13 protein-coding genes are annotated in these 17,495 nt (G+C 73.4%); 6 read left to right on the top strand and 7 right to left on the bottom strand.

The genetic code is table 11. The features are described from left to right. Positions 1-60 precede the first annotated feature (60 nt). The 4 genes from ACH4DX_RS02615 to ACH4DX_RS02600 all read left to right on the top strand — a co-directional run bounded on the left by ACH4DX_RS02615 (position 61) and on the right by ACH4DX_RS02600 (position 5,984). Entirely contained in the window at positions 61-366 is a 306-nt protein-coding gene (locus ACH4DX_RS02615; protein ID WP_398117129.1) for a YtxH domain-containing protein, read from the top strand. A 266-nt stretch (positions 367-632) separates the two neighbouring features. Then, on the top strand, positions 633-2,075 hold the full coding sequence (locus tag ACH4DX_RS02610; RefSeq protein WP_398117127.1) for an FGGY-family carbohydrate kinase: 1,443 nt from the start codon (positions 633-635) through the stop codon (positions 2,073-2,075). Positions 2,076-2,325: 250 nt separating this feature from the next. Beyond that, complete coding sequence (locus ACH4DX_RS02605) at positions 2,326-4,059, top strand: ABC transporter ATP-binding protein (RefSeq protein ID WP_398153718.1); 1,734 nt, start codon at positions 2,326-2,328, stop codon at positions 4,057-4,059. Further along, a complete protein-coding gene (locus tag ACH4DX_RS02600; RefSeq protein ID WP_398153717.1) occupies positions 4,059-5,984 on the top strand; it encodes an ABC transporter ATP-binding protein in 1,926 nt (641 codons plus the stop codon). The genes ACH4DX_RS02605 and ACH4DX_RS02600 overlap by 1 nt, the downstream gene beginning before the upstream one ends. 9 nt (positions 5,985-5,993) lie before the next feature. On the opposite strand, the gene ACH4DX_RS02595 is transcribed toward ACH4DX_RS02600, so the two are convergent. The 5 genes from ACH4DX_RS02595 to ACH4DX_RS02575 all read right to left on the bottom strand — a co-directional run bounded on the left by ACH4DX_RS02595 (position 5,994) and on the right by ACH4DX_RS02575 (position 13,336). Next, on the bottom strand, positions 5,994-7,352 hold the full coding sequence (locus ACH4DX_RS02595; protein WP_398153716.1) for a sigma-70 family RNA polymerase sigma factor: 1,359 nt from the start codon (positions 7,350-7,352) through the stop codon (positions 5,994-5,996). Positions 7,353-7,499: 147 nt separating this feature from the next. After that, positions 7,500-9,401 (bottom strand): DNA primase, encoded by a 1,902-nt coding sequence (dnaG, locus tag ACH4DX_RS02590; protein ID WP_398117121.1) that lies wholly within the window; start codon positions 9,399-9,401, stop codon positions 7,500-7,502. Between the two features lie 147 nt (positions 9,402-9,548). Continuing rightward, positions 9,549-10,811 carry an NAD(P)/FAD-dependent oxidoreductase gene (locus ACH4DX_RS02585; RefSeq protein WP_398153715.1) on the bottom strand — a complete coding sequence of 421 codons (1,263 nt, stop codon included), beginning with the start codon at positions 10,809-10,811 and terminating at the stop codon, positions 9,549-9,551. Positions 10,812-10,996: 185 nt separating this feature from the next. Further along, positions 10,997-12,379: a deoxyguanosinetriphosphate triphosphohydrolase family protein gene (locus ACH4DX_RS02580; protein WP_398153714.1), complete on the bottom strand. Its 1,383-nt coding sequence runs from the start codon at positions 12,377-12,379 to the stop codon at positions 10,997-10,999. A 48-nt stretch (positions 12,380-12,427) separates the two neighbouring features. Continuing rightward, entirely contained in the window at positions 12,428-13,336 is a 909-nt protein-coding gene (locus tag ACH4DX_RS02575; RefSeq protein ID WP_398153713.1) for a sirohydrochlorin chelatase, read from the bottom strand. Between the two features lie 175 nt (positions 13,337-13,511). Here ACH4DX_RS02575 and ACH4DX_RS02570 point away from each other — a divergent pair, with 175 nt between their 5' ends. Continuing rightward, positions 13,512-15,650: a molybdopterin oxidoreductase family protein gene (locus ACH4DX_RS02570; RefSeq protein WP_398153712.1), complete on the top strand. Its 2,139-nt coding sequence runs from the start codon at positions 13,512-13,514 to the stop codon at positions 15,648-15,650. A gap of 24 nt (positions 15,651-15,674) precedes the next feature. On the opposite strand, the gene cutA is transcribed toward ACH4DX_RS02570, so the two are convergent. Then, positions 15,675-16,010, bottom strand: coding sequence for a divalent-cation tolerance protein CutA (gene cutA, locus ACH4DX_RS02565; RefSeq protein ID WP_398153711.1), 336 nt, complete (start codon positions 16,008-16,010; stop codon positions 15,675-15,677). A gap of 229 nt (positions 16,011-16,239) precedes the next feature. Beyond that, on the bottom strand, positions 16,240-16,887 hold the full coding sequence (locus ACH4DX_RS02560) for an NADPH-dependent FMN reductase (protein WP_398117112.1): 648 nt from the start codon (positions 16,885-16,887) through the stop codon (positions 16,240-16,242). Between the two features lie 63 nt (positions 16,888-16,950). Here ACH4DX_RS02560 and soxR point away from each other — a divergent pair, with 63 nt between their 5' ends. Then, entirely contained in the window at positions 16,951-17,409 is a 459-nt protein-coding gene (gene soxR / locus ACH4DX_RS02555; protein ID WP_398117110.1) for a redox-sensitive transcriptional activator SoxR, read from the top strand. The last annotated feature ends 86 nt before the right edge of the window (positions 17,410-17,495 follow it).

The raw sequence follows: 17,495 nt of genomic DNA, 5'->3' as shown, positions 1-17,495 counted from the left end.
GCCAATCGGTATCCCCAGGCGACCGACGTCGGCAGTCGAGGCAAGGGAAGGGTGGCCGTCATGCGCTACCGGCTCACGTTCGTGGCAGGGCTGGCTCTGGGGTACGTGCTCGGGACACGCTCCGGGCGCGAGCGCTACGAGCAGATCAAGAAGTCCGTCCGCGAGGTCTCGCAGAACCCCGCCGTGCGCAACACGGTCGAGTCCGCGACCCAGCAGGGCAAGGAAGTGGCGGGAAAGGCCCTCGACACGGTCTCCGAGCGCGTGGGTGACCGGATGCCGGACTCCGTGGCCGACCGCGTGCGGGCGCTGCGCGAGCGCGGACAGGGCGGCGACACCGCGGACGACTGGGGCACGAGCAACACCTGAGGGCACCGGCCGCCGCCCGCAGCACCGACGGCCCCCGGCTCCCGGCTCCCGGGCAGGTGACACGGGCGGCGCCCCACTCCCGGGCAGGTGACACGGGCGGCACCCGGCTCCCGGGCGAGTGACACCGGGCAGCTCCCGGCTCCCGGACAAGTGACACCGGGCAGCTTCCGGGCCCCGCCCCCACGCCCCCCCCAGCGACCTGCAACGACATGCCCCGCACGGACAACCGTGCGGGGCACCCCCCGCGGTGCGGCAGAATCCTCGCCATGGGGATAGTCGCGGGGTTGGACAGCTCGCCCGATTTCACACGCATCGTGGTCTGCGACGCGGACACGGGCGCCGTACTCAGGCAGGGCTATGCCCCGCACCCGCTGGAGACGCCGGAGGGCGGCGGGCGGGCGGCGGACGTCGATCCGCAGGCCTGGCTGCTCTCGCTCGGCGAGGCCGCGGGCGGCGGGCTGCTCGAAGGCGTACAGGCCATCGGGGTGTGCGCACAGCAGCACGCCCTCGTCCCCCTCGACGCCCAGGGCAACACCGTCCGGCCCGCCCTCGTCGGCAACCACCCGCGCGGCCAGGTCGCCGCCGCCGACCTCGTCGACGGGTTCGGCGGCCGGCAGGCGTGGGCGCAGGCCGTCGGCTGCGTACCGCAGGCCCCGATGCCCGTGGCGAAGCTGCGCTGGCTGGCCAAGCACGAGCCGGAGGCAGCCCTGCGCACCCGGCTCCTCGTACAGGCCCACGACTGGCTCGTGTGGCAGCTGCTCGGGCGCCCCGCCCGGCGCACCACCGACCGGGGCGGCGCCTCGGGCACCGGCTACTGGTCGGCCGCCACCGGCTCCTACCGTCCCGACCTGGTGGAGCTCGCCCTCGGCCACCAGGCGATGCTGCCGGAGGTCATCGGGCCCGCCGACGCCGCGGGGACGACGCCCGAGGGGCTGCTGATCTCCGCGGGCACCGGCGAGACCATGGCCGCCGCCTTCGGGCTCGGGGTGCGGCAGGGCGACGCCGTCGTCTCCCTCGGCGCCTCGGGTTCGGTCATGGCCGTCCACCACGAGGCCCTCGTCGACCCGAGCGGCACCATCACCTCGCTCGCCGACGCCACCGGCATGCACCTGCCCGTCGTCCACACCCTCAACGCGGTACGGGCGCTGCGCGGCACCGCCGAGATGCTCGGCCTGCCCGACCTCGAAGCGCTCTCCGACCTGGCCCTGAAGTCCACGCCCGGCGCCCACGGCCTCGTCCTCCTGCCCTATCTGGAGGGCGAGAGGACGCCGAGCCTGCCGCACGCCGCGGGCACCCTCACCGGCCTTCGCCGCGAGTCCATGAAGCCCGAGCACCTGGCGCGGGCGGCGTTCGAGGGCATGCTGTGCGGGCTCGGCGACGCCCTGGACGTGCTGCGCGGGCGGGGTGTCGACGTGCGCCGCGTCTTCCTACTCGGGGCCGCCGCCGAGCTGCCCGCGGTGCGGGCGGTCGCGCCGATGCTGTTCGGTACGCAGGTCGTGGTCGTGCAGCCCGCCGACTACGCCGCGATCGGCGCCGCCCGGCAGGCCGCCTGGGCGCTCACCGGGCAGCTGCCGCAGTGGCAGGGCGCGGTCTCGCAGGTCTTCGAGCCGGGCGAGGAGCTGGCCGTGGGCCAGGCGGTGCGGCAGCAGTACATGACGGTGCGGGAGCAGTCCCACCCCGGGGCCTTCTCCGGGACCCCCTTCGCCTAGGGACGGCTGGGGGACGCTCGATGAGCGCCGGAGGAGCGCCTGAGGGACGCCTGAGGGACGCCTGGCGGAACTAAGCGTTCCGCAGCGCTGCGTGAGCGCGTCGAAGCGTTCAGTGGGCCCAGTTCTTGACCAGGGCTGATTTTTGACCGGGTCATGGGTTAATCGGTTGCACGCGTACGGGGGCGGTGGCGCAGGATGGTGGGCGGCCCCGCCCGCCACCTTCTGTCCGCGACCCAGCCGAGAGACGAGCGTGCTCATACGACTTCTGCGGACCCATCTGGATCCGTACAAAAAGCCCATCGCCCTGCTGGTCCTGTTGCAGTTCCTACAGACCTGCGCCTCGCTCTACCTCCCCACCCTGAACGCCGACATCATCGACAACGGCGTCGTGAAGGGCGACACGGGCTACATCCTGTCGTTCGGCGCCCTGATGCTGGCCGTCACCGTCGGCCAGATGGTCTGCAACATCGGTGCCGTCCTGTACGGCGCCCGCACCGCCGCCGCGCTCGGCCGCGACGTGCGGGCCGCCGTCTTCGACCGGGTGCAGTCCTTCTCCGCCCGGGAGCTCGGCCGCTTCGGCGCCCCCACCCTGATCACCCGCACCACCAATGACGTCCAGCAGGTCCAGACGCTGGTCCTGATGGCGTTCACGCTGATGGTGTCGGCACCGATCATGTGCGTCGGCGGCATCGTGATGGCGCTCGGCCAGGACGTCCCGCTGTCCGGGGTGCTGCTCGCCGTCGTCCCCGTGCTCGGGATCAGCGTCAGCATGATCGTGCGCAGGCTGCGGCCGCTGTTCCGCACCATGCAGGAGCGCCTGGACACGGTGAACCGGGTGCTGCGCGAGCAGATCACCGGCAACCGCGTCATCCGCGCCTTCGTGCGCGACGCGTACGAGAAGGAGCGCTTCCGCGAGGCCAACGCCGACCTGACCGAGGTGTCGGTCGGCACCGGCAGGCTGCTCGCGCTGATGTTCCCGATCGTCATGACGGTGGTGAACCTGTCGTCGATCGCCGTGGTCTGGTTCGGCGCGCACCGCATCGACGGCGGCCATATGCAGATCGGCGCGCTCACCGCGTTCCTCGCCTACCTCATGCAGATCGTCATGTCCGTGATGATGGCCACCTTCATGTTCATGATGATCCCGCGGGCCGAGGTGTGCGCCGAGCGGATCCAGGAGGTCCTGGACACCGACACCAGCGTGGTGCCGCCCGCCGAGCCCGTGCGGGAGCTGCGCGGCCACGGCCACCTGGAGCTGCGCGCCGCCGGTTTCCGCTACCCGGGCGCCGAGGAGCCCGTCCTCACGAACATCGACCTGGTCGCGCGCCCCGGCGAGACGACCGCCGTGATCGGGTCGACGGGCAGCGGCAAGACGACGCTCCTGAACCTCGTACCGCGACTGATGGACGCCACCGACGGCGCGGTCCTCGTCGGCGGCGTCGATGTGCGCACCCTCGATCCCGCGCTGCTCGCCCGCACCGTCTCGCTCGTACCGCAGAAGCCTTATCTGTTCGCCGGGACCGTGGCGAGCAATCTGCGCTACGGCAATCCGGACGCGACGGACGCGGAGCTGTGGCACGCCCTGGAGGTGGCGCAGGCCAAGGAGTTCGTGGAGGGGCTGCCCGAAGGGCTGGACGCGCCCGTCGCGCAGGGCGGCTCGAACGTGTCGGGCGGGCAGCGTCAGCGTCTCTCCATCGCGCGGACGCTGGTGCAGCGGCCGGAGATCTATCTGTTCGACGACTCCTTCTCCGCGCTCGACTACGCCACCGACGCCGCGCTGCGGGCCGCGCTGGCGTACGAGACCAGGGAGGCGACCGTCGTGATCGTCGCCCAGCGCGTGTCGACCATCCGTGACGCCGACCGCATCGTCGTCCTCGACGAGGGCCGGGTCGTGGGCAGCGGCAGCCACCGCGAGCTCATGGCCGTCAACGGGACGTACCGGGAGATCGTGCTCTCCCAGCTGACGGAAGCGGAGGCCGCGTAATGCCCCCTGGTGGCATGGGTGGACCGATGATGGGTCCTGACTCGAGGTCCATGGACTTCAAGAACTCCGGCAGGCGGCTGCTCGGGCAGTTCCGGCCCGAGCGGGCCACGATGTACGCGATGCTCGCGACCGTCGTGGTCAGCGTCGCCCTCTCCGTGCTCGGGCCGAAGATCCTCGGCCGGGCGACGGACCTCGTCTTCGCGGGCATCGTCGGGCGGACCATGCCCGAGGGCCAGTCCAAGGGCGAGGCCCTCGACCGGCTGCGCGCGAGCGGCGAGGGCGGCACGGCCGACATGCTCTCCGGGCTCGACTTCACCCCGGGCGAGGGCATCGACTTCGGGGCGGTCGGCTCCGTGCTGCTCCTCGCGACCGCCGCGTTCCTGGTGGCGGGCCTGATGATGGCGGTGGCGACGCGGCTCTCCAACCGGGCCATCAACCGCACCGTGTTCCGGTTGCGCGGCGACGTGCAGGCGAAGCTGTCCCGGCTGCCCCTGTCGTACTTCGACAAGCGGCAGCGCGGCGAGGTGCTCAGCCGGGCCACCAACGACCTCGACAACATCAACCAGACGCTCCAGCAGACGATGGGCCAGCTCATCAACTCCCTGCTGACCATCGTCGGCGTGCTCGCGATGATGTTCTGGATCTCACCGCTGCTCGCCCTGGTGGCCCTGGTCACGGTGCCGCTGTCGTTCGTGGTGGCGACGCGGGTCGGCAAGCGTTCGCAGCCGCAGTTCGTGCAGCAGTGGAAGTCGACGGGCTCCCTGAACGCACACGTGGAGGAGATGTACACCGGGCACACCCTGGTGAAGGTGTTCGGCCGCCAGGAGGAGTCCGCGAAGGCCTTCGCGGAGCACAACGACGCGCTGTACGAGGCGTCGTTCAAGGCCCAGTTCAACAGCGGGCTCTTGCAGCCGCTGATGTTCTTCATGTCGAACCTCAACTATGTGCTCGTGGCCGTGGTGGGCGGCCTGCGCGTCGCGTCCGGCGCCCTGTCCATCGGTGACGTGCAGGCCTTCATCCAGTACTCGCGCCAGTTCTCGATGCCGCTGACGCAGGTCGCCTCGATGGCGAACCTCGTGCAGTCCGGGGTCGCGTCGGCCGAGCGGGTCTTCGAGCTGCTCGACGCCGAGGAGCAGGAGGCCGACCCGGTGCCGGGCGAGCGGCCCGCGGAGCGGCGCGGGCAGGTCGGCATGGAGCACGTGTCCTTCCGGTACGAGAAGGACAAGCCGCTGATCGAGGACCTGTCCCTGGTGGTGGAGCCCGGGCACACGGTCGCCATCGTCGGGCCGACGGGCGCGGGCAAGACCACGCTGGTGAACCTGCTGATGCGCTTCTACGAGGTCACCGGCGGACGCATCACGCTCGACGGCGTGGACGTGGGCCGGATGACGCGGGACGAACTGCGCGGCGGCATCGGCATGGTGCTCCAGGACACCTGGCTGTTCGGCGGCACCATCGCGGAGAACATCGCGTACGGGGCCGCGAAGGGCGTCACCCGTGCGCAGGTCGAGGAGGCCGCTCGGGCGGCGCACGCCGACCGGTTCATCCGTACCCTCCCCGACGGGTACGACACCGTCATCGACGACGAGGGCACCGGCGTCAGCGCGGGCGAGAAGCAGTTGATCACCATCGCGCGGGCGTTCCTCTCCGACCCGGTGATCCTCGTTCTCGACGAGGCGACCAGTTCGGTGGACACGCGGACCGAGGTGCTCATCCAGAAGGCGATGGCGCGGCTCGCGCACGGGCGTACGTCGTTCGTCATCGCGCACCGGCTCTCCACGATCCGGGACGCGGACACGATCCTGGTGATGGAGGACGGGGCGATCGTGGAGCAGGGCACGCACGACGCGCTGCTGGCTGCGGGCGGGGCCTATGCCCGGCTGTACGCCGCCCAGTTCGCGCAGGCCGTGGCGGAGGTGGACTAGCCCCGCCCGCTAGTCCAGGTAGCCCCGCAGCTGGTCCGCGAACGCGTGGTCCCTGAGCTTGTTGAGGGTCTTGGACTCGATCTGGCGGATGCGTTCCCGGGTCACGCCGAAGATGCGGCCGATCTCCTCCAGGGTGCGGGCGCGGCCGTCGGCGAGGCCGTAGCGGAGCTGGACGACCTTGCGCTCGCGCTCGCCGAGGGTGGAGAGCACCGCTTCCAGGTGCTCGCGCAGGAGCAGGAACGCCGCCGACTCCACGGGGCTCGCGGCGTCGCCGTCCTCGATGAGGTCGCCGAGCGCGACGTCGTCCTCCTCGCCCACGGGCGCGTGCAGCGACACGGGCTCCTGGGCGAGGCGCAGGACCTCGCTGACGCGCTCGGGCGGCAGGTCCAGGTGGGCGGCGACCTCTTCGGGCGTCGGTTCGTAGCCGCGCTCCTGGAGCATGCGGCGCTGCACGCGTACGACGCGGTTGATGAGTTCGACGACGTGCACGGGCACCCGGATGGTGCGGGCCTGGTCGGCGAGGGCCCGGGACATGGCCTGGCGGATCCACCAGGTCGCGTACGTCGAGAACTTGTAGCCGCGGGCGTAGTCGAACTTCTCGACGGCCCTGATCAGGCCGAGGTTCCCCTCCTGGACGAGGTCGAGCATGGTCAGGCCGCGGCCCACGTAGCGCTTGGCGACGGACACGACCAGGCGCAGGTTGGCCTCGATGAGGCGGCGCTTGGCCATCCGGCCGCGGACGACGAGCTTGTCGAGGTCGAGGGCGAGCTGGGAGTCCAGGTCGGGGGTGCCCGACAGCTTCTCCTCGGCGAACAGGCCGGCCTCGACGCCGCGGGCGAGCTCCACCTCCTCGGCGGCGGTGAGCAGGGGTATGCGGCCGATCTCGCGCAGGTACTGGCGGAAGAGGTCGGACGAGGGGCCGCCGGTGTCGGCGCGGCCGCGCGGGGCCGGCAGCTCCACCACGTCGGCGACGGCGCCGGACGCCCCGGGCGCCCCGGGCTCGTCGGGCTCGTCGGGTTCGTCGCTCTCGCCTGCGGCTTCGGCGGGCCCCGCGGGCTCGGTGCCCTCCTGTCCCGCGTGGTCGGGCGGCGGCTCCGGGTGGAGCGCGGCGCGGCCCTGCTGCGGTACGGCCGCGACGGCGTCGGCGTCCGCTTCGTCCGCCGGCGCCGCGGTGGCCTTCTGGGTGAGGGTCTGGGTCTGCACGGGGGCGACCTCCAGGGTGATCGCTGCTGCGGGGGACGGCAGCGGTACAGCGGGACCGGGGTCGGCGGCCTTGCCGCTCTCCGTCCCTGACACGATGTGTGGAACCGCGGGAATGTCGGACCCGTCGGCTTTCGCGGGCCGGCCGCGCTCCGAGGACTCAGGCACCGCAACCCAGTGTGGAGTACGACACACGGCCGCCACGAGGGGCGTGCGATGACTTTCTGAGTCCGTTCCGTGACCGGGTGGTTACTCGACGGGTATCCGCTGCGGGCGGGGCCACGCCCGGCAGGAGGGTACGGATCGGGACATGGCCTAAAGGGCCGCGGCGCCCCGCTCGCGCAGCGCCCTGCCGTACTGCTGGAGCACCCACAACTCGTTCTGCACGGCGGCGAGTTCCTTGGGGTCCCCGTGGCTGCCCGCGAGCCGCGTGAAGGTGCCCTGCACGTCCCGCACCCGGCGGTCCACGGCACGCAGCCGCACGGTGACCAGTTGCTCGGCCGCGTACGCCTCGTCGACCGTGCGGCGCAGGACGGCCTCCACGGCGAGCTCGGTGACCATGGCGCGCACCACGTCGTCCGGGGCGGCCTCGCGGACCCGGACGAGGTACTCCTGCGGGTCCTTCAGGCCCTCGTCGGCGCCGCCCGCGTCGAGGATCGCCTGCCGCACCGCGGCGTAGGGCGCGGCGGTGAACTCGTCCACGCCGTACGCGTCGAAGGCCGGGGAGACCAGGTGGGGGTACTGGAGCGCGAGCTTCAGGAGTTCGCGCTCGGTGGCGTACACGGGGTTGCGCAGGTTCAGGGCGGGGCCGCCGTGGGCCGGGCGGGCGGCGGGGGCGGGTGCCCGGGGGCCGCGCCGGTCGGAGGGGGCGGGGGCGCCGCCGCGCTCGCGCGCCCAGCGGGCGAGCTGCCAGACCCGCTTCACGACGAACTGGGTGTCGAGGATGCCGAGCATCCCGGCGAGCTGCACGGCGACCTCGTGCTGGGCGCCGGAGTTCTTGATGCGGGCCACCACGGGCGCGGCCTCGTCGAGGGCGGCGGCGCGGCCCCCGGGGGTCTCCAGGTCGTAGCGGGCGACGATCTGGCGCAGCGCGAACTCGAACAGCGGGGTGCGCGGCTCGACCAGGTCGGCGACCGCCTCGTCGCCCTTGGCCAGGCGCAGGTCGCAGGGGTCCATGTTGTCGGGGGCGATGGCGATGTAGGTCTCGGCGGCGAACTTCTGGTCGTCCTCGAAGGCGCGCAGGGCCGCTTTCTGGCCGGCCGCGTCACCGTCGAAGGTGAAGATCACCCGGGCCGAGCCGTTGTCCATGAGCAGCCGCCGCAGGATCTTGATGTGCTCGGTGCCGAAGGCGGTGCCGCAGGTCGCGATGGCCGTCGTGATGCCCGCGAGGTGGCAGGCCATCACGTCGGTGTAACCCTCGACGACGACGGCCCTGCTGGACTTGGCGATGTCCTTCTTGGCGAGGTCGATGCCGTACAGGACCTGGGACTTCTTGTAGACCGGGGTCTCGGGGGTGTTCAGGTACTTCGGGCCGTTGTCGTCGTCGCGCAGCTTGCGCGCGCCGAAGCCGACGACCTCGCCGCCGATGTCGCGGATCGGCCACATCAGCCGGCCGCGGAAGCGGTCGATGGGGCCGCGGCGGCCGTCCTGGGAGAGCCCGGAGAGGATCAGCTCCTTGTCCGTGAAGCCCTTGCCGCGCAGGAAGCGCGTGAGGTGGTCCCAGCCCGCGGGGCTGTAGCCCACGCCGAAGTGCGCGGCGGCGGCCTGGTCGAAGCCGCGCTCGGCGAGGAACTTGCGGCCGATCTCGGCCTCGGCGCTCTCCAGCTGGGCGGTGTAGAAGTCGGCGGCCGCCTTGTGGGCCTCGATCAGGCGGATGCGTTCGCCGCGCTGGTGGGAGGGGTTGTACCCGCCCTCCTCGTAGCGCAGCGTGATGCCCGCCTTGGCGGCGAGGCGCTCCACCGCTTCGGAGAAGGTCAGGTGGTCGACCTTCATCACGAAGGTGAGGGTGTCGCCGCCCTCCTGGCAGCCGAAGCAGTGGAACAGGCCCTTGCTGGGGCTGACCTGGAACGACGGCGACTTCTCGTCGTGGAAGGGGCACAGGCCCTTGAGGTTCCCGCCGCCCGCGTTGCGCAGCTGGAGGTACTCGGAGACGACGGCGTCGATCGGGACCGCGTCCCGAACCGCCTTCACGTCCTCGTCATTGATCCGTCCAGCCACGCATGGATTCTACGGCTCTCTCCGGCGGGGTCGCCCTGTGCCGGTGGGATCGCGCTGACGCGCTCGTCCTCAAGCGCCGGACGGGCTGGAGATCCAGCCCCTCCGGCGCTTGCGGAGCAGCCTTCGCGGGGCGCCCCGCGAGGGACGTCAGCCGAGCAAGGTCGTCAAGGGGCGGGACGGGTCGGACAGGGCGTCCGGGTCGGGGCGGGCGCCGGTGCGGATCAGTTGCTGGATCGTCTCCGTGACATCCCACACATTCACGTTCATCCCGGCGACGACCTGCCCCTCGCGCAGCCAGAACGCGATGAACTCGCGCTTGCCCGCGTCACCGCGGATCACCACCTGGTCGTACGTGCCGGGGGGCGCCCAGCCCGAGTACTCCATGCCGAGGTCGTACTGGTCGGAGAAGAAGTACGGCACACGGTCATACGTCACGTCCTTGCCGAGCATGGCGCGGGCCGCGGCGGGGCCGCCGTTGAGGGCGTTGGCCCAGTGCTCCACGCGCAGCCGGGTCGCGTAGAGCCCGTGGTCGACGGCGGCCACGTCGCCGGCGGCGTAGATGTCCGGGTCGGAGGTGCGCAGGGACGCGTCCACGGCGACGCCGCCGCCGTCCGCGCGGTCCGCGAGGGCGAGGCCCGCGGACTCGGCGAGCGCGGTGCGCGGGGCGGCGCCGATCGCGGCGAGCACGTCGTGCGCCGGGTGCTCCTCGCCGTCGTCGGTGCGGGCGGCGAGGACCATGCCGTCCTGTCCGGTGATCTCCGCGAGTCTCGCGCCGAAGTGGAAGCGCACGCCGTGCTCGGCGTGCAGGTCGGTGAACATCTGGCCGATCTCGGGGCCGAGCACGGAGTGCAGCGGGGTGGGCTCCGGCTCGACGACCGTGACCTCGGCGCCGTACTCGCGGGCGGCGGCGGCGACCTCCAGGCCGATCCAGCCCGCGCCCGCGATCACCAGGTGGCCGTTGTCGCGGCCGAGCGCGGCGAGGACGTGCCGCAGCCGGTCGGCGTGCGCGAGGCGGCGCAGGTGGTGCACGCCCGCGAGGTCGGTGCCGGGCACGTCCAGGCGGCGCGGTTCGGCGCCGGTGGCCAGGAGCAGCTTGTCGTAGCGGATGACCGTGCCGTCGCCTAGTCTGACGGTGTGCGCGGCACGGTCTATGGCGACGACCGTCTGCCCCAGGTGCAGCTCGACGTCCGCCTGCGCGTACCAGCCGGGTTCGTGCACGAAGACGCTGTCGCGCTCCTCCTTGCCGAGGAGATAGCCCTTGGACAGGGGCGGGCGTTCGTACGGGTGGTCGCGCTCGTCGCCGATGAGGATCACCCGGCCGGTGAAGCCCTCGCTGCGCAGCGTCTCGGCCGCTTTCGCACCCGCGAGGCCCCCTCCGACGATGACGAACGTCTGATCCGCGTCGACCACTTGATTCCTCCTCGAAACCGTCAGCTCACTGGAGCGTCCCGCACGGAGCGTGGGGGCGGAAGGGGGTGTGGTCCCCTTTGCGCCCGGACCGGCGGCGCTCCCGCGGAGGTGGTTACCCGCCGTTCGGGTTCCTCCCTCCAGGGGTTGCCCGATCGCTGGATTGCTCAATTTATGGGTTGTGCCGGTCATTTCCCAGGACGCCCGCCCGTGAGCCGGTGGTGCAGGGACCTTGCCGCGGCGTCCGTGAGGGACGCGATCTGGTCGATGACGACGCGCTGGGCGGTCCTGTCGTCGGGCGCCTCGTCGTACAGCGCCCGGAACTGCGGGTCGAGCCCTTCGGGGGCGCGGGCGGTGAGGGCGGCGGCGAGTTCGGCGACGACGACGCGCTGGTCGGCGCGGAGCCGCTCCTGGGCGGGGCGCTGCATCACGTAGCGGTCGGCGACGGCCTTGAGGACGGCGCACTCCAGGCGGGCCGCGCGCGGTACGACGAGTTCGGCGGCGTACCGGGTGAGGGGGCCGGTACCGTAGCGCTCCCGGGTCGCGGACTCGGCGGCGAGGCAGAAGCGGCCGATGAGCTGGCTGGTGGCGTCCTTCAGGCGGGCCTGGGCGACGGCGGAGCCGTCGTAGCCGTGCGGCCACCACTGCTGCTCCTGGAGCCGGTCGAGGGCGGCGGCGAGTTCCTCGGGGTCGGTGTCCGCGGGGACGTAGCGGCCGACGGCGACGGCGAAGACGTCCTGGCGTTCGGGTTCGGCGTGCAGCAGGTTCGGGTCGATGTGGCCCGCGTGCAGGCCGTCCTCGATGTCGTGCACCGAGTAGGCGACGTCGTCCGACCAGTCCATGACCTGCGCCTCGAAGCAGACGCGCGGGCCTCGGCCCTCGGCGTACCCGGGGCCTTCGGGGTGGCCCGGGCCCTCGGGGTGGCCCGGCGCTTCGGGGTGGTCCGGTGCCTCCTTGCGGATCCAGTCGAAGACCGGCCGGTCGTCCTCGTACACGCCGAACTTGACCGAAGCCGGGTCGGTGGGGTGGGCGCCGCGCGGCCAGGGGTACTTGGTGGCGGCGTCCAGGGCCGCGCGGGTGAGGTTGAGGCCGACGCTGACGAGTTCGCCGCCGGCCCCGCCGCGCACGAACCGCTTGGGTTCGATGCGGGTGAGCAGGCGCAGGGACTGCGCGTTGCCCTCGAACCCTCCGCAGCCCCGCGCCACTTCGTTGAGCGCCTGCTCGCCGTTGTGCCCGAACGGCGGGTGGCCGAGGTCGTGGGAGAGGCAGGCGGTCTCCACCAGGTCGGGGTCGCAGCCGAGGGCCGCGCCGAGCTCCCGGCCGACCTGGGCGCACTCCAGGGAGTGGGTGAGCCGGGTACGGGCGCTGGCGTCCCACGCCATGCTCTTCGCGCCGGGCGTGACGACCTGGGTCTTGCCCGCGAGGCGGCGCAGCGCTGCGGAGTGCAGGACGCGGGCCCGGTCCCGTTGGAAGGCGGTGCGTCCCGGCCGCTTGTCGGGCTCGGCCGCGAAGCGTTCGGTGGCCGCCTCGTCGTAGGGCGCGGTGGGGGCGTTCGGTGCGGTGCCTGCCATGCCCCGACAGTAGACGGCGGCCGTGGGCCGCATCGCCCCGGACCCCCGTCAGACGGACAGCGCCCTGCCGCGCGCCGCGGTGGCGCGGGCCTGGTCGTAGCGGTGCAGGAGCAGGGCGGCGACGGCCGGGTGCGCGCCGAGCGGGGCGGCGGCGCGGCCGGGCGCGGCGTCGGCGGCCTGCGTGGCGAAGCGTCCCGGGGCGGTGAAGTAGGCGGCGACGGCGGTGTGCCGCACCCCCCGCGCGGCGAGGGCGCGCAGGGCGGCGGGCACCGTCGTCGGGGTGTGCTCGGTGGGCGCGGCGTAGGCGGGGACGACGGGGACGCCCAGGCGGCGGGCGAGGAGGGCGGCGGCGCGGCGGGTGTCGACGGCGGCGGCGGGGTCGCGGGAGCCCGCGGCGGCGAGGACCACTCCGTGCCCCGCGCCCGCGCCCACCGGCCACCCGGCCTCGGTGAGGCGGGCGCACAGGGCCTCGGTGAGCAGGGGGTGCGGGCCGAGCGGGGCGGCGACGCGCAGCGGGCACCCCGGGCGGGCGGCCGCGGCCGCCGCGGCCGGGATGTCGTGCCGGACGTGGTGACCACGGCTGAGCAGCAGCGGCACGAGAACACCACCGGCGCCCGACCCATCGGCGCCCGGTACGTCGCCACCCGGTACGTCGCCACCTGCGCCTGCGGCGCCCGGCCAGGCGGCGTCCCACCCAACGGCGCCCCGCCCGACGCCACCCAGCCCGACGCCACCCCGCCCAGCGATGGGCAGCGCGCGCAGCGTCTCGTCGAGGCGTGGCTCGTTCAGGTCCATGTGCCCGAGCCGCACGTCGAGGCCCGGTCGCAGTGCCCGTATCTCGTCGAGCAGCGCCGTCACGGTGGCGAGGGCGCGGGGGTCGCGGCTGCCGTGCGCGACGACCACCAGGGCGGGGTTCCGGTACGGGTACGGGTACGGGTACGGGTTCGTGGTGGTCATGGGACGAGGGTGGTGGCGGCGGATTTCGTTCCCGTTGCGCCGCCGTGACGGATCTTTACGGAGGGTTCACGGGCGGGGCGGCCTCACAGGGGGGCCGGGCGTCGCGGAGATCGGCGTACCGCCGGTGTAACCCGGCGGGTCCGGGGGCGAAACACGGCCGCCGGACGCTGCGGGCATGCACACCTCGCCCGCACCGGAACGGACGCCCCCGCGGAACGACGCCGCACCGGGACCCGTCACGCCCACCCACTGCCCCTACTGCGCGCTCCAGTGCGGCATGGGGCTGACGCGCGGCCCCGCGGGAGTCGAGGTCGTGGAGCGGCCCGCGTTCCCCGTCAACGGGGGCGCGCTGTGCGGCAAGGGGCGTACGGCGACCGCCGTCCTCTCCGCACGGGTGCGCCTGACCGGGCCGCTGGTGCGCTCCCCCGGCACGGGCGAGCTGGAGCCCGCGGGCTGGGAGGAGGCCCTGGACCGGGTCGCGGACGGGCTCGCGCGGACCCGGGCCGCGTACGGGGCGGACGCGTGCGGGGTGTTCGGCGGGGGCGGGCTCACCAACGAGAAGGCATACGCGCTCGGGAAGTTCGCGCGGGTCGTGCTCGGGACCTCGCAGATCGACTACAACGGCCGGTTCTGCATGTCCTCCGCGGCGGCGGCGGGAGCACGGGCCTTCGGCCTCGACCGGGGGCTGCCGTTCCCGCTCGCGGACGTCGCCCGCACGGACTGCGTGATCCTCGTCGGCTCCAACCTCGCGGAGACGATGCCGCCCGCCCTGCGCCACCTCACCCGGCTCAAGGACAACGGCGGCACGCTGATCATGGTCGACCCGCGCCGCACCCGTACCGCCGAACAGGCCGACCTGCACCTCGCCCCGCGCCCCGGCACCGACCTCGCCCTCGCCCTCGGCCTGCTGCACCTCGTGGTCGCCGAGGGGCACACGGACGAGGCGTACGTCCGGGAGCGCACCACCGGCTGGGAGGAGGCGCGGGCCGCCGCCATGGCGCACTGGCCCGAGTACGTGGAGCGGATCACCGGGGTGCCGGTGCCGCGGCTGCGGGAGGCCGCACGGCGGTTCGGCGCCGCGGAACACGCCATGGTGCTCACCGCGCGCGGCCCCGAGCAGCAGGCCAAGGGCACCGACACCGTCGCCGCGTGGATCAACCTGTGCCTGGCCACGGGGCGCCCTGGCCGACCGCTTTCCGGGTACGGCTGCCTCACCGGGCAGGGCAACGGCCAGGGCGGCCGCGAACACGGCCAGAAGGCCGACCAGTTGCCCGGCTACCGCAAGCTCACCGACCCCGCGGCCCGCGCGCACGTGGCGGGGGTGTGGGGCGTGGACCCCGAGGCGCTGCCCGGTCCCGGGCGGTCCGCGTACGAGCTGCTCGACGCGCTCGGCGGCGAGGTGAGGTCGCTGCTCCTGATGGGCTCCAACCCGGTGGTGTCGGCGCCGCACGCCACGCACGTGGAGGAGCGGATCAGGTCCCTCGACTTCCTCGCCGTCGCCGACGTGGTGCTCTCCGAGACGGCGCTGCTCGCCGATGTCGTGCTGCCCGTGACGCAGTGGGCCGAGGAGACGGGCACCGTCACCAACCTGGAGGGGCGGGTGCTGCTGCGGCGGCGTGCCGTGGACCCTCCGCAGGGCGTCCGCAGCGACCTCCAGGTCCTGCACGGCCTGGCCGCGCGGCTCGGGCACGGGAAGGGCTTCCCCGCCGAGCCCGAGGAGGTGTTCGAGGAGTTGCGGCGGGCCAGCTCGGGCGGGCTCGCGGACTACGCGGGGATCTCGTACGAACGGCTCGCGGAAGGGGACGGCGAGGGCCTCTTCTGGCCGTGCCCCGCCGTTGCCGAGGGCGCGCCGGCGCACCCGGGGACGGAGCGGCTGTTCCTCGACCGGTTCGCCACCGACGACGGGCGGGCGCGGTTCGTGCCCGTGACGCACCGGGCCGCCGCGGAGGAGACCGACGCCGGGTACCCGGTGGTGCTGACCACCGGGCGGGTGCTCGCGCAGTACCAGTCGGGCGCGCAGACCCGGCGCGTGGACGAGCTGAACGCCGCCGCGCCGGGCCCTTTCGTGGAGCTGCATCCACGGCTCGCCGCCCGGCTGCGGGTCGCCGACGGCGATGCGGTGGCCGTGGTGTCGCGGCGCGGGCGCGTCGTGGTGCCCGCGCGGGTGACGCCCGCCATCCGCCCCGACACCGTCTTCATGCCGTTCCACTGGCCGGGCGCGGGCCGGGCCAACACCCTCACGCACCCCGCCCTCGACCCCGTGTCGCGGATGCCGGAGTTCAAGGTGTGCGCGGTGCGGGTGGAGCGCGCCTGAGCGGGCCGGGGTGCGGTCCTCCTGTCAGGGCGCGGTCTCCTCGGCCACCCAGGACAGATAGGCCGCGCTCCCCCGGACCACGGGAGTGGCGATGATCTCCGGGGTGTCGTAGGGGTGGGCCTCGGTCAGCCAGGACTCCAGGTCGGCGTAGCGGCGGTCGGTGGTCTTCAGGAGCACCTGCCACTCGCGGGCCGTCTCCACGGCGCCCTCCCAGCGGTACACCGAGGTCACGGGGCCGTTGATCTGCGCACAGGCCGCGACCCGCGCCTCGACCGCGCCGCGCGCGAGGGCGTCGGCCAGGTCCGGGGTGTCGGCCGTGGTCAGGACCGTGAGGACGGTGGTCGGCGTCGGCTCGGTCACGGTTCGGCTTCCTCTCGTGGAACTCTTCGGGGTCTGCCCGGGGGTCCGCTCGGGGTGCGCCCGGCGCCTTCCCGGGGTCTGCCCGGGGTGCACCCGGGCCCGCCCGGGGTCTGCCCGCCCCGGCAGACGGGAGGCTACCTGCCCCGCCGAAGGCGCCGCAGGCGTGCGAGGGACCCCCGTACCCCCGCACGCCCCGGCGGCGCCCCCGCGCCGCGCCGCCCGCCGGGCGTCAACTCCCGTACGCCCGCACCCCCTTGGCGGCCCGCAGCGCCCACGCCCACCAGTGCAGCTGGTCCAGCATGCCCCGCGCCGCGGTGTCGGCGAGGGCGGGGTCCTTGTGGTTGCCGTCGTCGTCGAAGAGGCCGCCCGCGTTGTGGAAGGAGACGGTGTCGCGGACGGTCACCATGTGCAGCTCCGCGAAGACCTGCCGCAGGTGCTCGACCGCGCGCAGGCCGCCGGAGATGCCGCCGTAGGAGACGAGGCCGACGGGCTTGGCCTCCCACTCGGCGCGGTGCCAGTCGATGACGTTCTTCAGGGACGCGGGGAAGGAGTGGTTGTACTCGGGCGTCAGGACGATGAAGGCGTCGGCCTCGGCCAGCTTCGGGGTGACCTTGGCGAGTTCGGTGACGACGTCGGCGGACGGGCGGAAGGACAGGGAGGTGGGCAGGTCCACCTCCGCCAGATCGACGACGTCCGCCTCGAACCCCTCGTGGCCGCGCACCCTGCGCAGCAGCCACTCGGCGACGACCGGGCCGAAGCGGCCCTCGCGGTTGCTGCCGACGATCACGGCGACCTTCACCGGAGTCGCGGTCGCGGCCGGGTCCTCGAACGCGGCGGCGGTGGACGGGGAGACGGTCTGGGCTGTGGTGGTGTTCATACAGAGAGCTTCTTAGTTAAACCTTGGTTCAGGTCAAGCCGTGCCCATGGCTAATCTGGCGGCATGACGACGCATCTCTCCCCGGGCGCCAGGGAAGCCACCGTCGGCGAGCTGGCCGAGCGCAGCGGCGTGGCTCCCTCCGCCCTGCGGTTCTACGAGCGCGAGGGGCTCATCAGCAGCCGCCGCACCAGCGGCAACCAACGCCGCTACAGCCGTGACACGCTGCGCCGCGTCGCCTTCATCCGCACCTCGCAGCGGCTCGGCATACCGCTGGCCACGATCCGTGACGTGCTGCGGCTGCTGCCCGAGGACCGCACGCCGACGCGCGAGGACTGGGCCCGCATCTCGGAGTGCTGGCGCGCGGACCTGGACCAGCGCATCCGCACCCTGGAGCGGCTGCGCGACAACCTCACGGACTGCATCGGCTGCGGCTGCCTCTCGCTCGACCGGTGCGCCCTGTCGAACCCGTGGGACGAGCTGGCCGCGCACGGGCCGGGCCCGCGGCGCCTCCTGGAGGACTGAGCGGCGCCTCCTCCGCACGGCGGGCCGAGCGGCGCCTCCGCCCAGGAAGCGGGCGCCGTCTCCCCGACGACCGCGGCGGTCAGGAT

The organism is Streptomyces sp. NPDC017940 (genome assembly GCF_044328435.1).
Taxonomy (GTDB): domain Bacteria; phylum Actinomycetota; class Actinomycetes; order Streptomycetales; family Streptomycetaceae; genus Streptomyces.
This window is presented reverse-complemented; position numbering and strand designations above follow the sequence as displayed.